Below are 24,911 nucleotides of genomic sequence, written 5' to 3'. Positions count from 1 at the left end.
CAGACCTTGTGGTTTTTTCGGGGTCAATATTTTCAGCTCGATCCGGCAGTCTGTGCGTTAACGCATCTCTTCCGCCGGAGTGACGCCAAGAATACCCAAACCGTGCAAAATAACAATCGCTACGGCCCGAATGAGGGCAATTTTCGCTTGTGTGGTATCTGAGTCACCCTCTTGGACAAAGCGCAGGCTCTCGTCCGCGTTCCCTTGGTGGTAAAGCGCGTGGAAATCCGACGCCAGATCATAGAGGTAAAAGGCGATCCGGTGCGGCTCATGCCCGCGCGCCGCGATTTCCACCAGACGCGGCCATTCGGCCAGTTTCTTGATCAGAGTGAGCTCCGCCTCATGGGTCAGACCGGAGAGATCGACCCCTGCCAATGCGGCATCTGAGACATCCGTGAACGCCCCCGCCTTGGCCACGGCGGAATTCACCCGCGCATAGGCATAGTTGACGTAGAACACCGGATTGTCCTTGGACTGCTCCAGCACCTTGTCGAAATCGAAATCCAGCGGCGCGTCATTCTTGCGCGTCAGCATATGGAACCGTGTCACATTAGGGCCGACTTGATCGACCACATCGCGCAGGGTCACAAAGGTCCCTGCCCGCTTGGACATTTTGAAGGGTTCGCCGTTTTTATACAGCTTAACAAGCTGCGTCAGCTTCACATCAAGTGGCACCTTCCCGTCAGACAGCGCCGAGACAGCCGCCTTCATCCGCTTGACGTAGCCGCCATGGTCGGCACCAAAGACGTCGATCAACTGGTCATAACCGCGCTGCACCTTGTCATAGTGATAGGCGATATCGGGTGCGAAGTAGGTCCACGACCCGTCCGATTTCTGCACAGGCCGGTCCACATCGTCGCCGTGGGCGGTGGATTTAAAGAGCGTTTGCTCCCGCGGCTCCCAATCCTCGGGCATCTTGCCTTTCGGGGGTTCCAATGTGCCCCGATAAATCAGGCCCTTTGCATCGAGTTCCGCAATCGCTTTTTCAATCAGACCAGTGCCATAGAGCGATTTTTCCGAAAAGAAGTTATCCATGACCACACCAAGCTGGGCCAGATCCTCGCGGATCAGCTCCATCATCGCTTCGGTGGCGAATTCACGGATCTCTTCAAGCCAGACCTCTTCAGGCTGACCGACATAGGTGTCGCCTGCCTTTTCTTTCAGCGCTTGGCCGACAGGGATCAGATAATCGCCCGGATAGGTGCCATCCTCGAACGCCACTTCTTTTCCGTGCGCCTCAAGATACCGAAGATAGACAGACCGCGCGAGCACATCGACCTGCGCGCCACCATCGTTGATGTAATATTCTTTGGTGACATCATAGCCCGCATAATCCAGCAGACGCGCCAGCGCGTCACCAAAGACAGCCCCCCGCGTGTGGCCGACATGCAAAGGCCCGGTGGGGTTGGCGGAGACGTATTCCACCATCATTTTCTGGCCTTGGCCCAGCGTGGATTGCCCGTAGGACGGATCGCTCAGCACGGTCTTGATCACACCTTGCCACACGTCAGGCACAAGCCGCATATTCAGGAACCCGGGCCCCGCCACTTCCGCCACCGCGATTTGCGGATCGTCCAGCAGCTTTGCCGCCAGCGCATCCGCGATCACACGGGGGTTCATTTTGGCAGGTTTTGCCAAGACCATCGCCGCATTCGTTGCCATATCACCATGGGCCGCATCGCGCGGCGGCTCGACCGAGACAGCAGCGGTCGAGAGGCCATCGGGCAGCGTGCCTTCTGCGACCAGTTGGTCAAGGCAGGTCAGCACACGGGTGCGAATATCAGCAAAAAGGTTCATGGGTCATCCAACAGCTTTGTTTGACTGGGGTTTACCACCCCGATAGCGCAGGGCAAGCAGACTTTTGTCAAAAGTCTGCCTCCAAATCCTTCAAAGGATTTGGCCCCTCTAATTTCCGTCGATCACACCCGGCGGAATATCCTCGCCACCGATCAGCCGCTTATGCTCCTGAATGGCAAAACGGTCTGTCATCCCGGCAATGTAATCCGCGACAATCCGCGCCAGCGCGGTCGTATCGGGCGCATCAGCGACATCCTTGCGCCATTGCTTCGGCAACTCATCGGTGTTCTCCATGAAAAACGGGAACAGGTCGTTGATCATCTGCGTCACCACCACCCGCATCTCCACCACCGCAGGGGCGCGGTACATACGTGTGAACAGGAAGGCGCGGATCACCTTCAAATCTTCCCAAAGCGCTGGCGAAAACTGCACCATCATCCGCCCTGCGTGGCGGATATCATGCACGGATTTGGGCGCCAGTTCCGTCAGGTTGTGGCGGCTGACCGCAATGACGTCCTCGACCAGCACACCAAAGAACCGCCGCAGCGCTTCATGCCGGCGGCGATAGTAATTGAGGTCCGGGTATTTCGCATCCACCCGCGCAAAGCAGTCGCGCAGGATCGGCAATTCGGCCAGTTCGTCGGTGCTGAACAATTCCGCCCGCAACCCGTCGTGCAGATCGTGGTTATTATAGGCGATGTCATCGGCCAAAGCTGCCGCCTGCGCCTCGGCACTGGCATGGGTGTGCAATTCCAGATCGTGCCGCGCGTTATAGGCCGCCAGCGCAAAAGGCACCTGCCCCACAACCGGCCCGTTGTGTTTGGCAATCCCTTCCAGCGTTTCCCACGTCAGGTTCAACCCGTCCCATTCCGCATAATGCCGTTCGAGGGAGGTCACGATGTGCAGCGCCTGCGCGTTGTGATCGAACCCACCATAGGGCTGCATCAGCGCATCGAGCGCCTCTTCACCGGTATGACCGAACGGCGTGTGGCCCAGATCATGAGCCAATGCGACCGCCTCGGTCAGCTCCACGTTCAGATCAAGGGCTGCGGCCACGGTGCGCGCCACCTGCGCCACCTCGATCGAATGGGTCAGACGGGTACGGAAATAATCGCCTTCATGTTCAATAAAGACCTGGGTTTTATGCTTGAGCCGCCGAAAGGCGCTGGAATGGATGATCCGGTCACGGTCCCGTTGAAACGGCGAACGGAACGCACTTTCTTCCTCAGGATAAAGCCGCCCGCGCGCATTGGCGGGGTCTGTCGCATAGGGCGCTGCCATTTGAATTGCCTGTCTTGTCGCTTTTGCCTGTCATCCCTATATTACAGGTACACCCAAACCGATAGGCCCCCGTGATGTTCACCGTCCCTCCCAAAGTTACCACCCGCGCATTTGAACGCCTCGCCGAGATTGGCGCGAGTGCGCAAGGCAAGGCCCTGCGTGTCGCGGTCGAGGGTGGCGGCTGTTCCGGCTTTCAGTACGAGATCGACCTTGATGAAGCGAAAGAGGATGATCTAGTGCTGTCTGACAAGGGCGAAACAGTGGTCATCGATTCTGTTTCCCTGCCGTTTCTGGCGGACGCGGTGATTGATTTCACCGAAGAGCTGATCGGCGCGCGGTTCGTGATCAACAATCCGAACGCGACCTCGTCTTGCGGCTGCGGGACGTCGTTTTCGATGTAAATCGCACCACTTGGGCGCTATTGCGCGCTCTTCTGCTCCAGCCACAATACTCTTGCCAGCATAGGCAACAATGCGATGCAGGCTGTAGCGAACACCGCAACGGACCACGGGAGCAGCGGCATACCAACTGCCTTTGCCCGAGGTGCAATCAGGTAAAAGCCAATCGTCACCGCGATGATCAGATCGAACCAGACCTGATTGCCTGCGAAATCAGTTGTGTGGTTTACCCAGAACTGGATCAATCCGTCCTGCGCCAAGGTCACGAGTGTAAAGACAAAAAATGTCGCGCCGACGGCTGCAGGGATCAGCCATTGCAATACGGCAGTGGTTGACCGCCCGACGGCAATCATCAGGATTACGCCGATACATCCTGCGTAGCCAAGGATGGGCAGTACTTGAAACATGGTCATTGAAGTGTTCTTTCTAAGAAAGTGAATATCAGACAGCGTAGCAGTTGCTACATAATAGCTTTATGTAGCAACTGCTTCAAGGAAAAATATGGCCCGAACCAAGCCAAATAAAGACGCGCTTCTATCCGACCTCGCTGATCATGTACTGGCGCATGGCCTTAACACGGCCAGCCTGCGTCCGCTGGCAGCAGCAGCAGGCACATCTGACAGGATGCTCATCTACCACTTTGGCAGTAAGGATCAGTTGATCGCGGCGTTACTTGAATATCTCGCCGCTCGGATGGCAGCAGGGCTTGATGGGGCAATGCCCCCGGTCCGACTTGCTACGGAAGAAGAGTTGTTGCGCAAAGTCTTGCAGCTCATGCGATCAGATGCCTTTCAACCTTACAACCGTGTCTGGCTAGATATCATCGCCGCGGCGGCCCAAGGCGGGGCCGCCCATCGTGAGGCCGCGCATCAGATCATTCGGGTTTTTCTGGATTGGATCGCCAAGCGTCACCCTGCTGGCGCGCAAGGTGCGCCGCATGCATTGACGTTAATCGAAGGAATGCTGGTGATGGACGCGGCCGGACATGCGTCGATTGCCAATGCCGCAGCAGGTCTGAGCGACGACGAATAGATTACGGACAAGGCAAGCTTGCCTTTTGCCCCCGCCTCCACCAAAACCAGATTTACAAAGTGACGGGGTGCCTCCATGAAAATCGCGACATTCAACATCAACGGTGTCAAAGCCCGTATTGACGCGCTGACCGCATGGATTGACGACTCTCAGCCCGATGTGGCTGTGCTGCAAGAGATCAAATCAGTCGACGAAGGCTTCCCGCGCGAGATATTCGAGGACAAGGGCTATAACGTCGAAACCCACGGCCAAAAGGGCTTTAACGGGGTCGCACTCCTGTCGAAATTCCCGCTTGAGGACGTCACGCGCGGCCTGCCCGGTGCTGCAGGCGCGGGACGCGACGGTGTGGACGACGAAGAGGCCCGCTATATCGAGGCCACCGTTGTGGGCGACAAAGCGGTGCGGATTTGCGGGCTTTACCTGCCCAACGGCAACCCCGCACCGGGGCCGAAATATGACTATAAACTGCGCTGGATGGAACGGCTTCAGGCCCGTGCCAAAGAGCTGTTGGAACATGAAGAAGTCACGCTAATCTGCGGGGATTACAACATTATTCCGCAAGCCGAGGATGCCGCGCGCCCTGATGCGTGGCGCGACGACGCGCTCTTTCGTCTTGAAAGCCGTGAGGCGTTCCGCCGGATCCTGAACCTTGGCTACACCGAGGCTTTCCGCGCCCGCGAGGCGGGTGCGGGCCATTATTCCTTCTGGGATTATCAGGCGGGTGCATGGGACAAGAACGACGGCATCCGCATCGACCATTTCCTGCTGACACCGCAATGCGCGGACCTTTTGAACAACTGCTGGATCGAAAGCGAAGTGCGCGGTCGCGAAAAGCCCTCGGACCACGTGCCGGTCTGGGTAGACCTTGCCGCCTAGGCCGTCGATCGGCTAGTATCGCCTTTTCAGGTCGCATTTCAGGAGCACAGACACATGCTTCGCAAGTTAATCAGTATCGCAGTCGTCGCTGTCACATTGCCGACAATCGGTCAGGCACAGTGCCGCATCGCCGTCGCAGGCACCGCTTGCGTCGCCATCCCCCAGCCCTTGACGCCACAACCCGGCCCTGTCGAGATTGGTGAGATACTCGAACGCGGACAGTATTCCATGATCATGAATGCCCGCTACTATGGCCTGCCAACCGTCAGCGACGGCTGGGTCTATTTCCGGATCGAGGACGAGATCTACCGCGTCGATTGGCGCAGCCATGAAGTACTGGAGCGAGTCACGGATCAGGCCAGCAGAAATTGGTGATCAGTGCGGTTGGGCTTCAGGCGTTTGAGACGCCGAACGGCCACTAAGCGTCTGATACCAGTAAATCCCGCGACACCGCCCTCAGGTCACTGTTTTCTGTCGTGCGGTGTTTGCACGCAAAGGACAATGTCGTGCGCCGGATCGAGATTGCCAGAAACATATCTGCGCCGGACACGGAACCCGAAGCAGGCTGCACCGTGGAGGTTTGGGCATACTTATGAAAGTCGATAGGCAACATGATGGATGTCTACACATGCAATTTGCCGAAAGCGGGGCAAAAACCGGAAACAATCAAGGTATTCAGGGGCATTGTTGCCGCAATCGCGACATAACCTGAAAAAGCGTTCCTGCTTTATCCTGCCCGAAGGAATCCTGTGCACGGTTAGGCGGTCACATCGTAATCATAAAGCCAACCAAGCCGGTTGAGAAACGCCGCTGGCGCGACTTTCCCCAAGGTCCGCAGCCCAGCATGGGCCACCATGCGCTGCACACCGCCGAGATGATAATTGCGCGCATTCCTGTTTGCCGCCTCAATCGCCCGCACGACACGCGCGCGGCGTTTGTCCTGATAGCGGCGCAAGCCTGCCTCAATCGTGGCCTCTTCATTGCAGCAGCGCGCCAAGGTATAGGCATCCTCGATCGCGAGGTTCGCCCCCTGCGCAAGAAACGGCAGCGTCGGATGTGCCGCGTCCCCCAAAATCGCCACTGTGCCCAGATGCCATTTTGCCGCCACTGGATGCCGGAACAGCCCCCAAAGCCGCACCTCTTCGACCGCCGACAAGATGCTCTTGGCCTCCCAGCCGCAATCGGCAAAGGCCATCCGCAGGTTGCCGGGATCATCGCTGTGATGCCAGCCCTCCTTGGCCCATTGGCTGCGTTCCTGCACCGCAACAATGTTCAGCCGACCGCCAGGCAATGGATAGGTGACCATATGCCGTCCCGGGGCCATCCAGATACGCGCCACAGGGTCCGACTTATCGGTCTTGATCATGGCACGCCAAGCCACCTGCCCCGTAAAGAACGGCTGTGCAGGCCGGTTGATCAGGCCGCGCACGACGGAATGCAACCCGTCGGCACCGACAGTCAGCGCAGGACGGTGTGTCTTGCCATCTAAACTGAAACTGCCATCGGCACTGATCTGCGTGATCTTAGCACCCAGCCTGACCGTGACACCCGCGGCATCACACCCACGCGCGAGAATGTCGATCAAGGCCGCGCGGTGATAAAAAACATAAGGAGGTGTCTGCGCGGAAAGATCAAAGCGCGCAATCTCGCGCCCTGTCATCGCATCCATCGGCACCACGGCCTGTGCCTGCACACCGGAGGCGGCAAGCGCGCGGTCGATACCAAGCGCGTTCAAGGCACGCGCACCGTTGGGGGTAATCTGCAAACCGGCGCCAACCTCGGTCAGCGCGGGTGCCTGTTCATAGACCGTGACGTTCGCGCCACTGCGCGCAAAGGCCAATGCGGCCGTCAACCCACCAATGCCGCCGCCGATTACAGCGATGTCGCGGCTTTGGTTGTGGGTCATCCTAGTCGTCCCGATGCACCTTTTCGCGGCGTTCGTGACGCTCTTGCGCCTCAAGGCTCATGGTGGCGATAGGGCGTGCATCCAGACGCTTGAGCGAAATAGGCTCGCCGGTGATTTCGCAGTAGCCGTATTCGCCCTGTTCGATCCGGCGCAATGCCGCGTCGATCTTGGTGACCAGCTTGCGCTGGCGGTCACGTGTGCGCAACTCAAGTGAACGGTCGGTTTCTTCAGAAGCGCGATCAGCCACATCAGGAATATTGCGTGTCTGGTCTTTCATGCCGGCGACAGTGTCGCGGCTGTCTTCGAGGAGCTCGGCCTTCCATGCGATCAGTTTGCGACGGAAATATTCGGTCTGCCGCTCGTTCATGAATGGTTCGTCATCTGCGGGGCGATAGTCGTCTCCAAGAAACACTTCTGCCTTCATATTCATACCCTCTTGCTTTGATGCGCGCTGACACGTTGCGCTCACCCCAACCCCAATTTTGTCGGGGTTTACTTGGTTCCCGACGCGCTGTCACCCCCCATTTTGACAGGCCTCGCAGGGTGTTGATGATCCCGAACGACCTGCTAGGTTGTTTTTGCAAATCAAAGGGCAAGCAGATGCAATTCACCGGAACCGAAACCTATATCGCCACAGATGATCTGACGATGGCGGTGAATGCAGCCGTCACGCTGGAACGCCCGCTATTGGTCAAGGGCGAGCCCGGCACCGGCAAGACCGAGCTTGCGCGGCAGGTCAGCGCGGCCCTTGGCCTGCCCATGATCGAATGGCACGTCAAATCAACCACCAAGGCGCAACAGGGGCTTTATGAATATGATGCCGTCAGCCGTTTGCGCGACAGCCAGCTGGGTGATGCGCGGGTGCATGACGTGGCCAACTACATCAAAAAGGGCAAGCTCTGGCAGGCCTTCGGCGCGGACGGCAAGGTCGTGTTGCTGATCGACGAGATCGACAAGGCCGATATCGAATTCCCCAACGACCTTTTGCAGGAACTGGACCGGATGGAGTTCCACGTCTGCGAGACCGGCGAGACCGTGAAGGCCATCCACCGCCCTGTCGTGATCATTACTTCCAACAACGAAAAAGAACTGCCCGACGCCTTTCTGCGCCGCTGCTTTTTCCACTACATCCGCTTTCCAGACATCGACACGATGCGCAGAATTGTCGCGGTCCATCATCCGGGCATCAAGGAACAGTTACTGACGACCGCACTCACCCAATTCTACGAGTTGCGCGAAACGGCAGGCCTGAAGAAAAAGCCGTCCACCTCCGAAGTGCTGGATTGGCTCAAGTTGCTGCTGGCCGAGGATCTGAGTGCCGAGGACCTTAAACGTGACGGGGCGAATGCGCTGCCGAAACTCCATGGCGCCCTGCTCAAGAACGAGCAGGACGTGCATTTGTTTGAACGGCTGGCCTTTATGGCACGCGGACAGCGCTAGCGCGCTATTTCGTCCAGCCGTGGACGTGGACATCCTTGCCTGAATGACCTTTGAGGATCTTTGTCGCGAGCGCCTCTTTGTCCTTGTTTTCGGTGCGTACCCACAACAGGATGCCGCCGTTCTCGATTTGGTGGGCGTAGTAATCCTTGTGATGCTGCCCGACGCGCCGCGCTAGCAACGTACCCAGAATCGCGCCGGGGGTGCCACCGATCGCCACCGCCGCGATTGAGGCCGCAAGCGTGCTGAGCGGTGTCAGCATCGCGGTCATGGCGATGGCCGATCCCAGAAAGAAGAACCCGCCTGCGATAGCGCCCTCCAACTCTCCGATGGCTTCCTCTGACACAAAGGCCGCACGGGGCGCATGAGGGTCGTCTTCAAGGTCCTTCGCGCGCCAAAAGGCCGATCCCAGCTTGTCCTGCAAGGCGGCCTCATCCCCCAGAAGGCTGATATCACGGCGCGAAAAGCCCGACATGCGCAGGTCATAGATTGCGGCCTGCAGGTCTGCAAAGCTGTCAAAGACGCCGACCGCTTCGGGTATTTCGATTACGATGGTCTTTTCCTTGGCCTTTTGAGTGGTCATCTTCTTTCCTCTTGTATCAATCCCTCCCTTCCCTAACGCCAATGCCGTATCGCAAATTGCGTTTCATCAATCCGGAAGGCGCAAAGCGGCCATTCCCGAGACAAAACGTGCGCAGCCCCGCCCCCCACAGGGAATTGACTGGCCCTGCGCATAAACACCTCTATTGTCAGTCAAAGACAAAAACGAGAACACCCCATGGCAACATCCCCCATCGTCACAATCCGTCCACTTGCGGCCAAAGATGAAGCCCGTTGGCGTGTCCTGTGGTCGGGTTATCTCGATTTCTACAAATCCAGCGTCCCCGAGGCGGTCTATGCCAGTACTTTTGCGCGCCTTCTGGGGGATGACGCGCAAGATTTTCATGGCATGGTCGCCGAACAGGACGGCACCATCGTGGGGCTGGTGCATTATCTTTTTCATCGCCATTGCTGGCGGATCGAGAATGTCTGCTATCTGCAAGACCTCTATGCCGACCCGGCGGTGCGCGGCACGGGGATCGGGCGCAAGTTGATCGAAGCGGTCTATCAGGCAGCCGATAAGGCGGGCGCACCGGCGGTTTACTGGCTGACGCAAGAAGATAACGCGGTGGGCCGCCAGCTTTATGATCGCGTGGGCCAGAAAACCGACTTTATCAAATACGCCAGACCCGCATGAAGTATCTTGCCGCCCTTGCCCTCGCCTTTGTTGCGGGCTGCGCCCAGATGCCTGCGGGGCCGGATCCCGTGCGCCTGACATTCCCCGAAATGGCGCGTTTTGCAGGTGAAAGCCCCGGGCCGTCCACACGTCCGAACGCGGAGATTGCGCTGGATTTTGCGGATCTGGCGTTCCGGATGGAAAGCGGACGGCCTTTGCCTGTCCTGACCCGCTTTGAAGGGCCTATCACTGTGCGGGTCGTCGGACAGCTGCGCCCCGAAAACCGGCAGGATCTTGAGGCGCTGTTGCGCCGTCTGCGCAACGAGGCCCGTATTGACATCCGGCTGACCAATGCCACCGACGCCAATATCGTGATCGAGAGCCTGCCCAACCGTACCCTCCAGCGCGTTGCCCCCAATGCCGCGTGCTTCGTGGTTCCACGCGTCCAAAGCTGGACCGAGCTGCGTGCGGCCCGCGATACGCCCCTGCTCGACTGGGCGACGCTGGAGCGGCGCGACAAGGCGGCCATCTTCCTGCCATCGGATGTGACAGCCCAGGAAGTGCGCGATTGCCTGCATGAGGAACTCGCGCAGGCGCTTGGCCCGCTGAACGATCTCTACCGGTTGCCTGATTCTGTCTTCAATGATGACAACATGCACGCCGTGCTGACCGGTTTCGATATGCTGATCCTGAGGGCCTATTATGCCCCCGAATTGCGCAGCGGTATGTCCGAACGGCAGGTGGCCGAGCGCCTGCCCGCTATCCTTGCGCGGATCAACCCGAGCGGGCAACGTCCCGGCGGGCAGATCCCTTCCGAAACATCACGCGCCTGGATCAACGAAATCACAACCGCACTCGGCAATAACGCCTCTGAACCGCGGCGCAGGCAGGCCGCGGCGCGCGCCGTCGCGATCGGGAAATCACTGGGATGGACCGGCCCGCGCGAAGGCTTTGCCAACTACGCCTACGGTCGCTTGCAGATCGGCAATGACGCGACCCTCTCTTTGGGCGCCTTCAACGCCGCCGGCCGCGCCTATGCGCAAACGCCCGCCACCAATATCCACGCAGCCCACATCGCGCTGCAACTGGCCGCCTTTACGCTGATCTCGCGCGATGCAGACGCCACCATCACACTGACGACACCTGCCATTGAGGTCGCCCGCCGCCATGAAAACGCGGCTCTGATGGCGCTGCTGATGATGTTCAAAGCCGAGGCGCTTGATCTCAAAGGCGAGACGGAGGCAGGCATGGCCCTGCGTCTGGACAGTCTGGGGTGGGCGCTTTATGGCTTGGGCGACAGGGATGAGGTCATCTTGAGGCTCAATGAAATTGCGTCTCTGGCCCCGCCTCCGCCCCCAACCTAACAAAGGCCCTTTTCGATGATATTCCCGCTCTCAGGTATGGTTTTCGGTGCAGTTCTCGGCGCGTTGCGCGCGAAATCAAAGGGCGGACAGCGCAAGGATATGCTGCAATGGGGCGCGGTGTTTGCGATCATCTTCGGCCTTGTCGGTCTGTTTGTGCTGATCTTCCTGCAACGCAGCCTGTGATCCATGTTTCTGCCCTTCTTTGACAACTTACGCCGGCACGGGGTTCCTGTGTCTTTGCGCGAATTCTTGTCATTTCTGGAAGGGATGAAGGCTGGCCTTGCCACCTATGATGTCGAGGCTTTCTACTTTCTGGCCCGCGCCACCATGGTCAAGGACGAGCGCCACCTCGATAAATTCGACCGCGCCTTTGCCGCGAGTTTCGAGGGCCTTGACGCAATCCCTGATGAGGCCGTGCTGAATGCCGTGGATATTCCTGCCGACTGGCTGGAAAAGCTGGCTGAAAAGCACCTGAGCGACGCAGAGAAAGCCGAAATCGAGGCTATGGGCGGTTTCGACAAGCTCATGGAAACGCTCAAGAAACGGCTCGAAGAACAAAAAGGCCGTCATCAGGGCGGGTCCAAATGGGTCGGCACTGCGGGTACCTCGCCTTTCGGGGCCTACGGCTATAACCCCGAAGGCGTGCGGATCGGCCAGAAAGAAAGCCGCCACCAGCGCGCGGTGAAAGTCTGGGACAAGCGCGAATTCAGGAACCTTGACGATACCGTCGAACTGGGCACACGCAATATCAAGGTCGCTCTGAAACGTTTGCGCCGCTGGGCGCGTGACGGGGCACATGAGGAACTGGACCTCAACGGCACCATCCGCGCCACTGCCGAACACGGTTATCTGGATGTGCAGACGCGGCCCGAAAGGCGCAATGCGGTCAAAGTGCTGCTCTTTCTCGATATCGGGGGGTCGATGGACCCGCATATCAAAGTGGTCGAGGAACTCTTCAGCGCCGCCAAATCCGAATTCAAGCATTTCGAATATTTCTACTTCCACAACTGCCTCTATGAGGGCGTGTGGAAGGACAACCGCCGCCGCTGGAACGCGCAAACGCCGACATGGGATGTGCTGCGCACCTACGGCTCTGATTACAAATGCATCTTTGTGGGTGACGCCAGCATGTCGCCCTATGAAATCGCCTTCAAGGGTGGCGCAAATGAACACTGGAACGAAGAGGCAGGCCAGACATGGCTGGAACGGGCGCGCGATCAATGGCCCAATCATCTCTGGATCAATCCGCTTGACGAACGCTACTGGCCTTACACACAGTCGATCCAGATGATCCGCGATATCTTTGGCCCCGACCGTATGGTGCCGATGACACTCGCAGGGATCGACGCGGGCATGCGGACCTTGGGACGCTAGGAGACAAAGGCGATGTGGCACCATCTCAAAGACTTTTGGACCCACAATCGCCCAGCCTTTCTTGCCTTTCTGGTGGTTTTTGCGCTGACCGGCGTTTTCGGTGTGCGTGCCGTCACGCAATACATCTACTGGTCCGATCCGGTAAAACAGAACCAGACCTTGGCCGGATGGATGACCCCGCGCTATGTGGCCAAATCGTATAACCTGCCCCCCGAAGTGATCAAAGCGGCGTGGAACCTGAACCCCGACAGCGCATTGCGGCGCGCCTCGCTTGACACGATCGCGCAGGAACTGGGGCTCACGCTGGAAGAGATGCAACAGCGGGTTGCGGCCGCGGCATTGGCCTATCACGCAGGTCAAACCGATGAATGATCTGATCCTCGGGCTCGCGGCGGACTATGGCGTTCCCCTGCTCTTTATTGTGACATTCCTCAGCTGTCTGGCCCTGCCGGTCCCGTCATCACTGTTGATGCTGGCCTCGGGCGGTTTTGCGGCAGCGGGTGATCTGTCATTGACAGCCGTGACCGCAGCCGCGTTTTGCGGGGCGGTTTTGGGCGACAATACGGGGTATTGGGTGGCGCGCCGGTTGGGTGCGCGCATGGATCGCTGGCTTATGGCGAAACCCAAACGGGCGGCACTGCGCAGCAAATCCGCGCAGTTCATGGACAGATGGGGCGGGTCTGCTGTGTTTTTCTCGCGCTGGCTGGTGTCCCCGCTGGGTCCACATATCAACTACGTCAGCGGGCTTGCGCGTTTTCACTGGCCGCGCTTTGCGCTCTGGTCCATGAGTGGCGAGCTTGTCTGGGTCGCACTCTATGTCGGGCTGGGCTATGTCTTTGCGGATAATATGACAGCAATCGCCAGCATCTCGGGCAACCTTTCGGGCTTTCTTGCTGCGGGTGTCGTGGCCACGGGCCTTGGCCTGTGGCTGGTCAAATCCAGCAAGGCGCGGGCACGGCGCAGGGCGGACGACACGGCGCCAAATGTCGCAGATGAAAACCCCCGTCAGGCTTGAGAAACTGCCGCAAACGCCCATATTACACTCATGATCAAGTTCACGCCGATCCTTCTTGCCGTGCTCTACGGGCTTGCGATGTACCGCTTCTCGATGTGGCGGACCAAGCGCGAGCTTGACGCTCGATCCACCGAGCTTGCCGATCCGATCCTCAAAGTGCTGATGGACCGCATGGCCAAGGCCCTCGATATCGACCGGATCAAGGTGCATATCTATGAGATCGAACCCGTGAACGGGCTTGCCGCCCCTGACGGGCGCATTTTCATCACCCGCGGGTTCTATAACAAATACCGCGCAGGCGAGGTCACCTCCGAAGAAATGGCCAGTGTGATTGCCCATGAAATGGGCCACGTGGCCTTGGGCCATTCACGCCGCCGGATGATTGATTTCTCGGGCCAGAACGCGATGCGCACAGCACTTGCGATGATTCTGGGGCGCTTTGTGCCCTTTATCGGCCCGTGGATCGCCAGCGCGTTGATGAGCCTGCTGGCCGCCCGCCTGTCGCGCAGTGACGAATTCGAGGCTGATGCCTATGCCTCGGCCCTGCTGGTCAAGGCAGGGATCGGCACAGAACCGCAAAAATCACTGTTCAGGAAACTGGAAACGCTGACGGGTGCGCGTGGGGCCGCAACGCCTGCGTGGATGATGAGCCACCCCAAAACGCCGCTGCGCATCGCAGCAATCGAGGCGAATGAAGCCAAGTGGAACGCCGGTTAAACGCGCGGCACCGCTTATCATCTTGCCCGAAATACTCCCGCCGGAGGCACCTGCCCGCGCAATCCACGCAGGCGGTCCGGAAGGGGCATCACGCCTCCAGCGCCTTGCCGAACCGTGGCATCCGCGCCTTTTTCATCAGCGCCCGCATCGTCCAAGGCTCCGGTGACAGCCTGTTGGCCACGTCCAACACACGCGCCGCCACGCCCCGGACCTGATCCGGGGCCTCTGCCAGCAACATAAGCGCAAAACCGTCAGGATCCCACCGCAAGAGCGCGGCATCCCCCAGAATATCCTTGGGAAAATCCTTGGTATTCATCGTCAGAATGCCGTCACAGGAACCGATGACCGCCGCCGTCAGCACATGGATATCCGCCGGATCAGGCAACCAGAATGCCCGCTCCTGCGCCGGATCATAGCGTACCGTTGCATCCGGGAATTGCGCCGCCAGCGCTGCAATCTCGCCGCGCGCCCAGACCTCTTGCTCCAGCCCAAGCTTTGCCGTCGCCCGCGCCCATTCTTCCAGAATACGCGCCGACCACCGCGCCTCGAACAGCCCTGCCGCAGCGCAACCCAGAAGCACCTCGCGCATCACGGTGGGATAGAGAACGCAAGCGTCGAGCATCACCCTCATAGGCGGAAGGTCAGCGCTTTCAGATAGCCGCTTTCGGCCAGATGCGGCAGCAGCGGATGATCCGGCCCCGCAAATCCGGTCTGGATGATCTGCCCGCGCCGCCCCCCGCGCCCGATCCCGCGGGCCGAGGCATTGCGGAACTTCGTCAGATCTGCCGCATGGGAACAGGAACAGAGCGTCAGATAACCCCCATCCGCGACCAGTGGTGCCGCCAGTCGGGCGATCCGTTCATAGGCCCGCAGGCCCGCCTCCAGCGCGGATTTGGACGGGGCGAAGGCCGGTGGATCACAGATCACCACATCAAATGTCGCACCTTCTTCGGCCAGCGCGGTCAGCACATCAAAGGCATCGCCTTTGCGTGTTTCGAACCGGTCCGACACACCCATGGCGGCCGCACCCTGTTCGGCCAGCTCCAGCGCGGGCGCAGAGCCGTCAACCGCCAGTACTGAAGCCGCACCCCCCGCCAATGCCGCCAATCCGAACCCGCCGACATGGCTGAACACATCCAGCACGCGCGCAGCTTTGGACAGTCCGGCCACAAAGGCATGGTTCAGGCGTTGATCAAAAAACAGGCCGGTTTTCTGCCCGCCCATCACGTCGGCCATATAAATCGCACCGTTCATCGGCACCTGCACAGGCGCATCGGGGGCGGTACCCACAAGAACGTCGGTTTTTTCTTCAAGCCCTTCGAGCGTACGCGCACGCCCTGTCCCGTTCATAATCACTGTGGTGACGCCGGTCACCTCTTGCAACGCCGCAACCAGCGGTGTGATCAGCAAATCGGCCCAAGCGGCATTGGGCTGGATCACTGCCAGATCGCCAAACCGGTCGATGATAACACCCGGCAACCCGTCAGCCTCGGCATGGACCAGACGGTAGAACGGCGCCTCATAAAGCCGCGCACGATGGGCCAAAGCGCGCTGGAGCTTGCCCACAAACCACGCCTGATCAATGACCGCAGCCGGATCCTGATCCAGCATGCGGCAGATGATCTTGGATGCGGGGTTCACCGTCACAACGCCCATGGGCGTGCGATTGGCGTCTTCCAGTTGCGCAATGGTCCCGGGGGTCAGATTGCGGGTGCGGCGGTCTGTGACCAGTTCATTGGCGTAAACCCAAGGAAACCCGTGGCGGATTGCACGGGCTTCGGCTTTGGGGATCAGCCGGACAACCGGCATGGCGGAGGATGTATGTTCTGTCATACCCGCCTCCTATCCGCCTTTGGGGCGGCTGGGAAGCCGTGCGATGACAAATTAGACCAATTGCGCCCGCAGCAGGCTGGTCAGAAAATCCGTCACCCGCACTTTCTGCGTCTGGCCTTCGCTTTCCAGCACGGTTGCACGTGTCCCGCCCGGCGCTTCGAGATTGCCGACAACGCGCCGCGTCGGTTCGATCACGTCGCCTGTGGTCGCATTGCGCACAGTCATATCAAAGACGACATTATAAACGCCGCCCACGGTATAGCGGGTCCGGTTGGTCACCCCGTGAAACCGCACCAGTGTCACATCCACGGTGACAGGCAACGCGCCATTCACCACCCGCCGGTTGCGCGCAGCGGCCTCTTCGAACATCGCCGCAATCTGCGGAATGCGCGGACCTAGCGGATCGCCGCGCCACACCACATCTGCCGTCGGATAAAAGGATTCGTCTTCCGAGACGGTCAGACCCTCAAGCACATTGAAATTAAATCCTTGCAGCGCATAGGAGCGGTCCATCTGCGGGCGCGGGTCGCTTTTCATACCCGTGGCCGCGCCACAGCCCATAAGCCCCAGAAGAGAAAACGAAACAAGAAAAGTTCTACGATGCATAAGCCTGCCCAATGACGTGTTTTTATTCATTCACCATGGAATTCTGACAACATTAAGACATGGTCGGCGCGCCGCTGCAATCTCTTCCATGCGTCCTCTCGCCCCCTTGTTAGCGCTAACGGGTCGTGTTAAGGCATCCGTAAACAGATCGAGGGAGGATGTCATGTCACTGCACCCCAAAATTGCCGAAGTTACCGACCGGATCCGCGCCCGCTCGGAAGGGCCGCGCCGGAAGTATATGGACACGATGGCCCGCGCGGCTGCCGAAGGCCCGCGCCGGTCGCATCTGACCTGCGGCAACCAGGCCCATGCCTATGCCGCAATGGGCGGTGACAAAGACGCGCTGACGGCTGGCCGGACCCCCAATATCGGCATTATTACCGCCTACAATGATATGCTCTCGGCGCATCAGCCGTTTGAAACCTACCCCGATCTGATCCGCGCCGCCGCCCGTGCGGCCGGTGGTACCGCGCAGGTCGCAGGCGGCGTGCCTGCGATGTGCGACGGCGTGACCCAAGGGCAAACGGGGATGGAACTATCACTCTTCTCGCGCGATGTGATCGCGCTGGCCGCAGGTGTGGGCCTATCGCACAACGTCTTTGACAGCGCGGTTTACTTGGGTGTCTGCGATAAAATCGTCCCAGGCCTTGTGATGGCCGCTGCCACTTTCGGCTATATTCCAGGCATCTTCATGCCCGCAGGCCCCATGGTGTCCGGCCTGCCCAATGACGAAAAGGCCCGCGTGCGTCAGGAATTCGCCAAAGGCAACGTGGGGCGCGAAGAGCTGATGGCCGCCGAAATGGCCTCCTACCACGGCCCCGGCACCTGCACCTTCTATGGCACCGCCAACTCCAACCAGATGCTGATGGAGTTCATGGGCCTGCACCTGCCGGGTGCCTCTTTCGTCAATCCCGGCACACCGCTGCGCGACGCGCTGACCACGGCCGCCACAGAACGCGCGCTGGAAATTACGGCGCTTGGCAATGACTACACGCCTGTCTGCGACATCCTTGATGAAAAGGCCTTTGTGAACGGCATCGTTGGTCTGATGGCGACGGGCGGGTCCACCAACCTTGTGATCCACCTGCCCGCCATGGCCAAAGCGGCTGGCGTGATCCTCGATCTGGAGGATTTCAGCGATCTCTCCGCCGTCACACCGCTGATGGCCAAAGTCTATCCAAACGGTCTGGCCGATGTGAACCACTTCCACGCCGCAGGCGGGCTGGGCTATATGATCGGCGAACTGCTGAACGCTGGCCTGCTGCATGACGATACCAAGACCGTCGCGGGGCAAGGTCTGGAACGCTATTCGCAGGAACCCAAACTGGTGGATGGCCGCGTGGAATACGCCGCAGGTACAACCACATCGCTGAACGAAAAAATTCTGCGCCCCGTCACGGATCCCTTCCAACCGCAGGGCGGCTTGGTGCAATTGTCCGGCAATCTCGGGCGCGGCGTGATCAAAACCTCTGCCGTGGCCACCGAGCGTCACGTGGTCGAGGCACCTGCCCGTGTGTTCCACACCCAAGAGGCCGTCAAAGACGCCTTCAAAGCAGGCGAGTTCACGCAAGACACGATCATCGTCGTCCGTTTTCAAGGCCCCAAATCCAACGGGATGCCCGAACTGCATGGTCTGACACCGACATTGGCTGTTCTACAGGACCGTGGCCTGAAGGTCGCGCTCGTCACTGACGGGCGGATGTCGGGCGCTTCGGGCAAAGTCCCCTCCGCCATCCACGTCTGCCCCGAAGCCGCCGATCACGGCCCCATCGCCCTGATCCGCGACGGCGATATCATCCGTCTTGACGCGACAACCGGTACGATCGAAGTCAAAGGTGTCGATCTTTCCACCCGCACCCCCGCCACCGCTGACCTGAGCGGCAACGGCACCGGCGTCGGCCGCGAACTCTTCGAGGTGTTCCGCCAGACTGTCGGTCTCGCTGCGGAAGGCGCAGGTGTCGTTGTCTGAGCTGCCCTTTCCATGTCCAATCAAACTTCCGCCGGAGGCTCCGACACATGCCCCGCACACCCTACGCTAGGATCCTGAAATGACCCCACAAGAAGCCTCTGCCGCCGCCGCCAAAGTCTGCCTCATGGCCCCTGTCGTGCCGGTCCTCGTCGTTGATGATGCCGGTATCGCAGCCGCATTGGCACAGGCGCTTGTCGCCGGTGGCTTGCCCGCACTGGAAGTGACACTGCGCACCCCCGCTGCCTTGGATGTGATCCGCGAAATGGCGACGGTGCCGGGCGGTGTAGTTGGCGCAGGCACGCTTTTGACCCCCAAAGACGTCGAAGACGCCAAAGCCGCCGGTGCGACCTTCGGCGTATCGCCCGGCGCCACGGATCGTTTGCTGGACGCCTGTGAAGCCAATGACCTGCCGCTCCTGCCCGGTGCCGCGACAGCCTCCGAGGCGATGCGCCTTCTGGAACGCGGCTATACCGTGCAAAAATTCTTCCCCGCCGAAGCCAACGGCGGCGCCCCTGCACTCAAGGCCATCGGCGCGCCGATCCCGCAGGTGAAATTCTGCCCGACAGGTGGTGTTACGCTGAAAAATGCGCCCGATTACTTGGGTTTAAGCAATACACTCTGCGTCGGTGGTTCTTGGGTCGCACCCAAGAATCTGGTCGATGTGCAGGATTGGGCCGGCATCACTGCTTTGGCCGCCGAGGCTGCTGCTCTGTCATAAACGCAGGCTGCGTGGCGGCTTTCACGCCATGTTAGGAAATTGGCTTTAGGGGTTTCTCAAATGATTTGAGGAACCGCCAATGCTTGACTCATGGCCGATATCGCGACGCGTGAACACCGGCTTTCTCATCGTGACGCTGATGCTGGTTGGCCTGGCCGTGTTTGCGCACCGTACGGTCGGCGCGCTTGGCAACGTGTATGATGAATACCGGCAGATCGCGCGCCAGAACATCGCCATCTCGGCCTTTGTGGAAGATATCTTCGAGGCGCAACAGGCGGCCTTGCAGTACCGGATCACGCCGGAACCGGTATTCCGTCAACAGGTCAGCAGCAATATTGATGAGGTGTTGGATGGCACCGGCTTTCTGGACTCATTCGCAAATGCGCCTGACAGACTGGCCGCAGTCGAAACCATCTTTGACGCAGCGCGCATATATCAGGCACAGTTCACCCTTATGGCCAACGCAATCGAAGCTGCCGATGCGGCGGAACGCGATTTCTCTGCGCGCTCGGACCAGCTTCAAAGGGAAACGGGAACGGCCTTCAACCTCGCCCTGCAGTCGGCCAATCCGGCACTCACATCAGCAGTGGGACGGTGCCTGCAAACCCTGTACACGGCCATTCTGGCCGGAAAGCGCTATCTGGCATCAGGTGACACCGCTGACCTTGACGAGTTCACCACAGAGTATACCGCCTTTGGCAACGCACTGAACCGCTTGGAGGCACTGAACCGCCAGGACAACATCACTGAGGTCGTCAACCGGATCAAAGACCTGATGAACGGCTATCCTGAACTGCTTAATGCCTTTACTGTTACAAATGCCGATGCGCAGACCATCCAAACAGGGGTACTCGACCGGATAGGTCCGGAAATGCAGCAGCGGTTGGACGATGTCGCCGCAGCGATCGTCGACCGCCAAAGCGATCTTGGCGCCGAAGGCAGCACGATCGTCACTCAGATACGCGCTGTCATCCCGGTTGTGGGCAGTGTTGCAACGCTCTTTGCGCTCGCTGCCGCCTATGTCATCGGGCGCTGGATCAGCGGCGCCATCGCAAGGCTGGCAGACGTCACAGACAGGCTGGCCTCGGGCGACAACGAAGTCACCATTTCCGGCACCGAGCACCCGCATGAATTGGGGCGCATGGCGCGGGCACTCCTGATATTCCGCGACACGCAGGTCGAACGGATCGCAGGCGCGGCCGAGCAGGCAAAACTGCGCACCCAACAGGACGCGGTGGTCAGCACGATGAAACGCCAGCTTGCGGCACTTGCACAAGGCAATCTTACTGTGGAAATCAAGGAACCCTTCGCACCGGAATATGAAGAGCTGCGGGTCAACTTCAACGCCGCCATTCAGGGACTTCACAGCGCCATACTGCGTGTCATTGAAACATCAGCGCTGATTGGTCAGAACGCAACAAACTCAAATATCGCCACGGCAGATCTTTCCCAACGCACCGAAAATCAGGCCGCGACCCTTGAAGAAACGGCCGCTGCGCTGGATCAGTTGACCGCAAGCGTCCGCTCGGCGGCCGAACACGCAAAATCGGTCGACATCTCGGTGACGAAAGCACGTGCAGAGGCGGCGAAAAACGGGGAAATCGTCACACAGGCCGTCAGCGCCATGGACGCGATCGCACATTCCTCACAGCAGATCACACAGGTCATCGGCGTCATCGACGATATTGCGTTCCAGACCAACCTTCTGGCGCTGAACGCGGGGGTCGAGGCCGCACGTGCGGGTGAATCCGGCAGGGGCTTTGCCGTCGTCGCCTCTGAAGTGCGCGCACTGGCCCAACGGTCGGCCGATGCCGCCAAGGAGATCGCCGGCTTGATCGAAAACAGTTCACGCCATGTGTCCCAAGGCACGCAACTGGTCGGACATGCGGGGGATGCTTTGTCAGCGATTATCACACAGGTGAACGACATCGCGTCCATGACATCCCAGATCGCGACCAGCGCAGAGGAACAGGCGATTGGTCTGTCGGAGATCAATGTTGGCGTGAACCAACTGGATCAAGTCACCCAGCAAAACGCCGCAATGGTGCAGGACTCGATCACACGCGGGGATGCATTGGCGACGGAAACAAGCCAACTCAAAGCCCTGATAGGCAAGTTCAAAACGACATCAGAGCGCGCGAAACCCGCCGTACCCTACGACGCCGGAAACGCCCTGCGTGATGCGATTGCAAACACACATCTGCCCACGACAGGTAGGCCGCACAATACAGCACGTATAGCGGCGCAACCGGCGTGGGAGGACTTCTGAGCAGAACAGATCAGGGCGGCAGTGCAGGAATAGCTCACTGTGCTAGATGCGCCCGCTCCGTCCCCCTTTGCGTCTTGGTTTCGGTGGCTCTTGGAGCGCGGCGCGCAAAGTCTCCAGCATTGGATGCGCCTGCGGTGCGTGATCACGATAATGCGTGATGAGCTTGCTTGCCTCGATCCGCACATCATAGCCTGCAGGCAGGCCGAGCGCCCAATCCAGAAAAATGCTCCGGCATTCCGGTGCGCCTATGCCTTCAATCGCAAAGGATTCGCGTATCAGCCCCTTGGGATCAAAAAGTGCCTCGTCCGTCATGCGGCCTCCAGGTATCGTTGAATGATTGCGGCGGCCTGTTCTTGCGTGACAAGCAACGCAGCCAGAAGCGTCTCGACATCTTTCGCGCCTGTTTCGCGCAGGATCAAGCGTCTTGCACCCTCGGAGAGATCACTTAACTCGCCTTCTTCACCGGCCAGAAACCGCAGCGCCGTCTGCAACTGCCAGAAAAGATCAAAGGCAGCACCCAGTGTTTCCGCATCACCTGCTGTCAGCCAGCCATCTGCAACACCGGCCAGTAGCTGCTGCAAGGTATCCGCAGCACTGTCAGCGGTTTTCAACGCAACGGTCTGCGCAAAAAGCTCGATGTCCTGCAAGCGCCCGGGGCCGATCTTGGTGTCCCATCCGGCACCCTGCCCCTTTTCCGTCGCGATCCGCGCGCGCATGTCAGCCACATCAGCCAAAATATTTGCACCCCCCGATTTGGCCTGCAAAAGCGCCCGGCGAAACGCCTCGATCTCTGCGCAAAGACTGTCATCACCCGCGATCGCACGCGCACGGGTCAGCGCCAGATGCTCCCATGTCCAGGCTTCGTTTTTCTGGTAGTCCTCGAATGAGGCCAGCGATGTCGCCACAGGGCCCTGCCGCCCCGAGGGGCGCAAACGCATATCCACTTCATAAAGCCGTCCCTCGGCCATTTGCGCGCTCAGTGCCGTGATCAATGCCTGCGTGAGACGGGCAAAATAGGTGCGGGTGGGCAGCGGCCTGCGGCCGTCCGACGTTTCCACCCCTTGCGCATCATAAACCATGATCAGATCGAGATCAGAGGTGGCCGTCAACCGAGCAGCCCCCAGCGAACCCATCGCAATCACCGCACCACCACGCCCCGGCATGGGCCCGTGTTTGCGGGCAAAATCAGCCACCACGGCAGGCCAGAGGCCCACAACGACAGCCTCGGCAAGATCGGCATATTGCGCGCCGGCCTGGGCGGCATCGGTCAAGTCACGCAGGAAATGCACGCCGATCCGGAAATGCCACTCCTTGGCCCAGCGACGGGCAGCCAGCAACTGGGTCTCATAGTCGTCGGAGGCCGCCATGACCCCGTTCAATTCATCTACAAGTGCCGCCTTGCCGGGCCATTCTGCAAAGAACGCCCCGCCTAGAACCGCGTCCAGCACACCCGAATTGCGCGACAGATACTGCGCCAGAGCCGGTGCCGTTGCACAAATATCGACGATCAACTGCGTCAGATGCGGGTTGGCCTCAAAAAGCGAAAACAGCTGCACCCCCGCAGGCAGCCCCGCAAGAAATCCGTCAAACTGGGCCAAAGCCTCATCCGGCTTCGCAGCCTCCTGCAAACGGTCCATGATCTTGGGCGTGATGCGGGCAAAAATCTCGGTCGCGCGGGACGATCGCAAGGCCGGATAGCTGTGCCAGCGCGCGACAATGTCCTGCCCCCATTCAAGCGTTTCAGGGTCACCAGATGGCGCATCGGGGCTGAAGAACCCCTCGGTCAATGCGTGGACATCTTCCAACCTGTCGCGCAGATCCGTGCGCAATGCCGCTGTGTCCAGCCCCATAAAGGCCGCCAGCCGGTCAAATCCGGCGGCATCCTGCGGCAAGGTCTGGGTTTGTGCATCATTGATCATCTGCAAGCGGTGTTCGACCTCGCGGTGATGGCGGTAGTGGTCGTAAAGTTGCTCGGCGGTCTGCAATGGTATCCAGTCTGCCGCGGCCAGCGCCAGCAGACCTTCGCGGGTCTGGCGGGCGCGCAGGGACGGGTCCCGCCCGCCCGCAATCAACTGGCGGGTCTGGGTGAAGAACTCGATCTCGCGGATACCCCCGCGCCCCAGTTTCATATTATGGCCTTCGAGCACAAGCGGGCCGTGCAGCCCCTTGTGGTCGCGGATTTTCAGGCGCATGTCATGTGCGTCCTGAATGGCTGCGAAATCCAGATGCTTGCGCCACACGAAGGGGCGCAGGGTTTCAAGAAAACGTGCCCCCGCCGCCTGATCGCCCGCGCAGACCCGCGCCTTGATAAAGGCCGCCCTTTCCCACGTGCGGCCCACGCTTTCGTAATAGCGCTCGGCGGTTTCCATCGACAGGCAGACCGGCGTGACAGAGGCATCAGGACGCAAACGCAGGTCTGTCCGGAAGACATAACCGCCCTCGCGCAGGTCCGACAGGATTGCGGTCATCTTGCGGGTGACGCGAATGAAGGCACTGCGCACTTCGTGATAATCGTCAGGATCAAAACGCGTTTCGTCAAAGAGGCAGATCAGGTCAATGTCGGAGGAATAATTCAGCTCTCCCGCGCCCATCTTGCCCATGGCCAGCACCACCATGCCGCCTGCATCGGCAGGGTCTCCACCATCAGGCAGTTTGCCGCGCGCGACCTCGGCCGCAACCAGCTGGCTGACTGCCGCCTGTACTGCCGCATCGGCAAAATCTGTGAGAATTTGCGTCACCGTCTCCAGCGGCCAGACACCGCCCAGATCGGCAAGACCTGTGAGCAGCGCGATACGCCGCTTGGCCTGTCGCAAGGCAAGCGGCAGATCGGACAGTGCCACTTCGGGAATATCCGCCAAAAGATCGGCAACCGCCGCTTCGGGATCATCAAAGGCCGCTTCGATCCACGCCCCCTCGCGACGCAGCAGATCGGCCAGAAACGGGCTGCACCCCGCCGTTCCGGCAATCAGACTGCGCAGTTCAGGTGCCAGTGACGCAAACCCTGCAAGGGCATCCTGCCCCCGATCAACATCGAAAGGATTAGGCGAACGGGTGATGCGTGCAGCAAATGACATGGCCCCACACTGCGGCGCAGTTGCGCTCT

Annotated in this window: 26 protein-coding genes; 15 read left to right on the top strand and 11 right to left on the bottom strand. The window is 59.7% G+C overall.

What is annotated here, in order from left to right:
- Positions 1 to 57: 57 nt before the first annotated feature.
- The gene (gene argS, locus SJY29_RS06175; RefSeq protein ID WP_400087947.1) at positions 58 to 1,797 is read right to left on the bottom strand and encodes an arginine--tRNA ligase; all 1,740 of its coding nucleotides are present in this window, start codon (positions 1,795 to 1,797) and stop codon (positions 58 to 60) included.
- Between the two features lie 108 nt (positions 1,798 to 1,905).
- Positions 1,906 to 3,078, bottom strand: coding sequence for a deoxyguanosinetriphosphate triphosphohydrolase (locus SJY29_RS06170; protein ID WP_400087945.1), 1,173 nt, complete (start codon positions 3,076 to 3,078; stop codon positions 1,906 to 1,908).
- A gap of 74 nt (positions 3,079 to 3,152) precedes the next feature.
- On the opposite strand from SJY29_RS06170, the gene SJY29_RS06165 reads away from it, so the two are divergent.
- A complete protein-coding gene (locus SJY29_RS06165; RefSeq protein WP_076658583.1) occupies positions 3,153 to 3,479 on the top strand; it encodes an iron-sulfur cluster assembly accessory protein in 327 nt (108 codons plus the stop codon).
- 17 nt (positions 3,480 to 3,496) lie between these two features.
- Here the strand turns inward: SJY29_RS06165 and SJY29_RS06160 are convergent, their stop codons facing one another.
- A complete protein-coding gene (locus SJY29_RS06160) occupies positions 3,497 to 3,889 on the bottom strand; it encodes a hypothetical protein (RefSeq protein WP_400087943.1) in 393 nt (130 codons plus the stop codon).
- Between the two features lie 88 nt (positions 3,890 to 3,977).
- Here SJY29_RS06160 and SJY29_RS06155 point away from each other — a divergent pair, with 88 nt between their 5' ends.
- The 3 genes from SJY29_RS06155 to SJY29_RS06145 all read left to right on the top strand — a co-directional run bounded on the left by SJY29_RS06155 (position 3,978) and on the right by SJY29_RS06145 (position 5,759).
- On the top strand, positions 3,978 to 4,508 hold the full coding sequence (locus SJY29_RS06155; protein WP_400087941.1) for a TetR/AcrR family transcriptional regulator: 531 nt from the start codon (positions 3,978 to 3,980) through the stop codon (positions 4,506 to 4,508).
- 75 nt (positions 4,509 to 4,583) lie between these two features.
- Complete coding sequence (gene xth / locus SJY29_RS06150) at positions 4,584 to 5,384, top strand: exodeoxyribonuclease III (RefSeq protein ID WP_400087939.1); 801 nt, start codon at positions 4,584 to 4,586, stop codon at positions 5,382 to 5,384.
- Positions 5,385 to 5,438: 54 nt separating this feature from the next.
- Positions 5,439 to 5,759 carry a hypothetical protein gene (locus SJY29_RS06145; protein ID WP_400087937.1) on the top strand — a complete coding sequence of 107 codons (321 nt, stop codon included), beginning with the start codon at positions 5,439 to 5,441 and terminating at the stop codon, positions 5,757 to 5,759.
- Between the two features lie 382 nt (positions 5,760 to 6,141).
- Here the strand turns inward: SJY29_RS06145 and SJY29_RS06140 are convergent, their stop codons facing one another.
- Positions 6,142 to 7,290, bottom strand: a complete 1,149-nt coding sequence (locus tag SJY29_RS06140; RefSeq protein WP_400087935.1) for an FAD-dependent monooxygenase — start codon at positions 7,288 to 7,290, stop codon at positions 6,142 to 6,144.
- A gap of 1 nt (position 7,291) precedes the next feature.
- Positions 7,292 to 7,714, bottom strand: coding sequence for an RNA polymerase-binding protein DksA (gene dksA, locus SJY29_RS06135; protein WP_110279415.1), 423 nt, complete (start codon positions 7,712 to 7,714; stop codon positions 7,292 to 7,294).
- A 176-nt stretch (positions 7,715 to 7,890) separates the two neighbouring features.
- Between dksA and SJY29_RS06130 the strand changes: the two genes are divergently transcribed.
- Positions 7,891 to 8,730 carry an AAA family ATPase gene (locus tag SJY29_RS06130; protein ID WP_400087933.1) on the top strand — a complete coding sequence of 280 codons (840 nt, stop codon included), beginning with the start codon at positions 7,891 to 7,893 and terminating at the stop codon, positions 8,728 to 8,730.
- A gap of 4 nt (positions 8,731 to 8,734) precedes the next feature.
- Here SJY29_RS06130 and SJY29_RS06125 read toward each other — a convergent pair whose 3' ends face one another.
- On the bottom strand, positions 8,735 to 9,310 hold the full coding sequence (locus SJY29_RS06125; protein ID WP_400087931.1) for a hypothetical protein: 576 nt from the start codon (positions 9,308 to 9,310) through the stop codon (positions 8,735 to 8,737).
- A gap of 195 nt (positions 9,311 to 9,505) precedes the next feature.
- On the opposite strand from SJY29_RS06125, the gene SJY29_RS06120 reads away from it, so the two are divergent.
- The 7 genes from SJY29_RS06120 to SJY29_RS06090 are packed head-to-tail and all read left to right on the top strand — an operon-like array spanning position 9,506 to position 14,413.
- The gene (locus tag SJY29_RS06120) at positions 9,506 to 9,964 is read left to right on the top strand and encodes a GNAT family N-acetyltransferase (protein WP_400087929.1); all 459 of its coding nucleotides are present in this window, start codon (positions 9,506 to 9,508) and stop codon (positions 9,962 to 9,964) included.
- Positions 9,961 to 11,307, top strand: a complete 1,347-nt coding sequence (locus SJY29_RS06115) for a DUF2927 domain-containing protein (protein WP_400087927.1) — start codon at positions 9,961 to 9,963, stop codon at positions 11,305 to 11,307. The genes SJY29_RS06120 and SJY29_RS06115 overlap by 4 nt, the downstream gene beginning before the upstream one ends.
- A gap of 15 nt (positions 11,308 to 11,322) precedes the next feature.
- Entirely contained in the window at positions 11,323 to 11,490 is a 168-nt protein-coding gene (locus SJY29_RS06110) for a hypothetical protein (protein ID WP_181417111.1), read from the top strand.
- Positions 11,491 to 11,493: 3 nt separating this feature from the next.
- Entirely contained in the window at positions 11,494 to 12,681 is a 1,188-nt protein-coding gene (locus SJY29_RS06105; RefSeq protein ID WP_400087925.1) for a VWA domain-containing protein, read from the top strand.
- A 12-nt stretch (positions 12,682 to 12,693) separates the two neighbouring features.
- Positions 12,694 to 13,053, top strand: a complete 360-nt coding sequence (locus tag SJY29_RS06100) for a hypothetical protein (protein WP_400087923.1) — start codon at positions 12,694 to 12,696, stop codon at positions 13,051 to 13,053.
- Positions 13,046 to 13,696 (top strand): DedA family protein, encoded by a 651-nt coding sequence (locus SJY29_RS06095; RefSeq protein WP_400087921.1) that lies wholly within the window; start codon positions 13,046 to 13,048, stop codon positions 13,694 to 13,696. The genes SJY29_RS06100 and SJY29_RS06095 overlap by 8 nt, the downstream gene beginning before the upstream one ends.
- 30 nt (positions 13,697 to 13,726) lie before the next feature.
- Positions 13,727 to 14,413, top strand: a complete 687-nt coding sequence (locus tag SJY29_RS06090) for a M48 family metallopeptidase (protein ID WP_400087919.1) — start codon at positions 13,727 to 13,729, stop codon at positions 14,411 to 14,413.
- A gap of 88 nt (positions 14,414 to 14,501) precedes the next feature.
- On the opposite strand, the gene SJY29_RS06085 is transcribed toward SJY29_RS06090, so the two are convergent.
- The 3 genes from SJY29_RS06085 to SJY29_RS06075 are packed head-to-tail and all read right to left on the bottom strand — an operon-like array spanning position 14,502 to position 16,852.
- Entirely contained in the window at positions 14,502 to 15,044 is a 543-nt protein-coding gene (locus SJY29_RS06085; protein ID WP_400087917.1) for an RSP_2648 family PIN domain-containing protein, read from the bottom strand.
- Entirely contained in the window at positions 15,041 to 16,246 is a 1,206-nt protein-coding gene (locus tag SJY29_RS06080) for an RSP_2647 family RNA methyltransferase (protein ID WP_400087915.1), read from the bottom strand. Before SJY29_RS06080 ends, SJY29_RS06085 begins: the two co-directional genes overlap by 4 nt.
- 51 nt (positions 16,247 to 16,297) lie before the next feature.
- The gene (locus SJY29_RS06075; RefSeq protein WP_400087913.1) at positions 16,298 to 16,852 is read right to left on the bottom strand and encodes a DUF6778 family protein; all 555 of its coding nucleotides are present in this window, start codon (positions 16,850 to 16,852) and stop codon (positions 16,298 to 16,300) included.
- A 163-nt stretch (positions 16,853 to 17,015) separates the two neighbouring features.
- Between SJY29_RS06075 and edd the strand changes: the two genes are divergently transcribed.
- From edd to SJY29_RS06060, 3 genes are all read left to right on the top strand, one after another.
- On the top strand, positions 17,016 to 18,821 hold the full coding sequence (gene edd / locus SJY29_RS06070; protein WP_400087911.1) for a phosphogluconate dehydratase: 1,806 nt from the start codon (positions 17,016 to 17,018) through the stop codon (positions 18,819 to 18,821).
- Between the two features lie 79 nt (positions 18,822 to 18,900).
- Positions 18,901 to 19,539: a bifunctional 4-hydroxy-2-oxoglutarate aldolase/2-dehydro-3-deoxy-phosphogluconate aldolase gene (gene eda, locus SJY29_RS06065; protein ID WP_400087909.1), complete on the top strand. Its 639-nt coding sequence runs from the start codon at positions 18,901 to 18,903 to the stop codon at positions 19,537 to 19,539.
- A 79-nt stretch (positions 19,540 to 19,618) separates the two neighbouring features.
- Positions 19,619 to 21,808 carry a methyl-accepting chemotaxis protein gene (locus SJY29_RS06060; RefSeq protein ID WP_400087907.1) on the top strand — a complete coding sequence of 730 codons (2,190 nt, stop codon included), beginning with the start codon at positions 19,619 to 19,621 and terminating at the stop codon, positions 21,806 to 21,808.
- Positions 21,809 to 21,850: 42 nt separating this feature from the next.
- On the opposite strand, the gene SJY29_RS06055 is transcribed toward SJY29_RS06060, so the two are convergent.
- Together SJY29_RS06055 and SJY29_RS06050 are read right to left on the bottom strand one after the other, a co-directional pair.
- The gene (locus tag SJY29_RS06055) at positions 21,851 to 22,120 is read right to left on the bottom strand and encodes a hypothetical protein (RefSeq protein WP_110278617.1); all 270 of its coding nucleotides are present in this window, start codon (positions 22,118 to 22,120) and stop codon (positions 21,851 to 21,853) included.
- Entirely contained in the window at positions 22,117 to 24,882 is a 2,766-nt protein-coding gene (locus SJY29_RS06050) for a glutamine-synthetase adenylyltransferase (RefSeq protein ID WP_400087905.1), read from the bottom strand. Before SJY29_RS06050 ends, SJY29_RS06055 begins: the two co-directional genes overlap by 4 nt.
- Positions 24,883 to 24,911: the final 29 nt, after the last annotated feature.

The organism is Yoonia sp. R78084 (assembly GCF_044595625.1).
GTDB lineage: Bacteria > Pseudomonadota > Alphaproteobacteria > Rhodobacterales > Rhodobacteraceae > Yoonia.
This window is presented reverse-complemented; position numbering and strand designations above follow the sequence as displayed.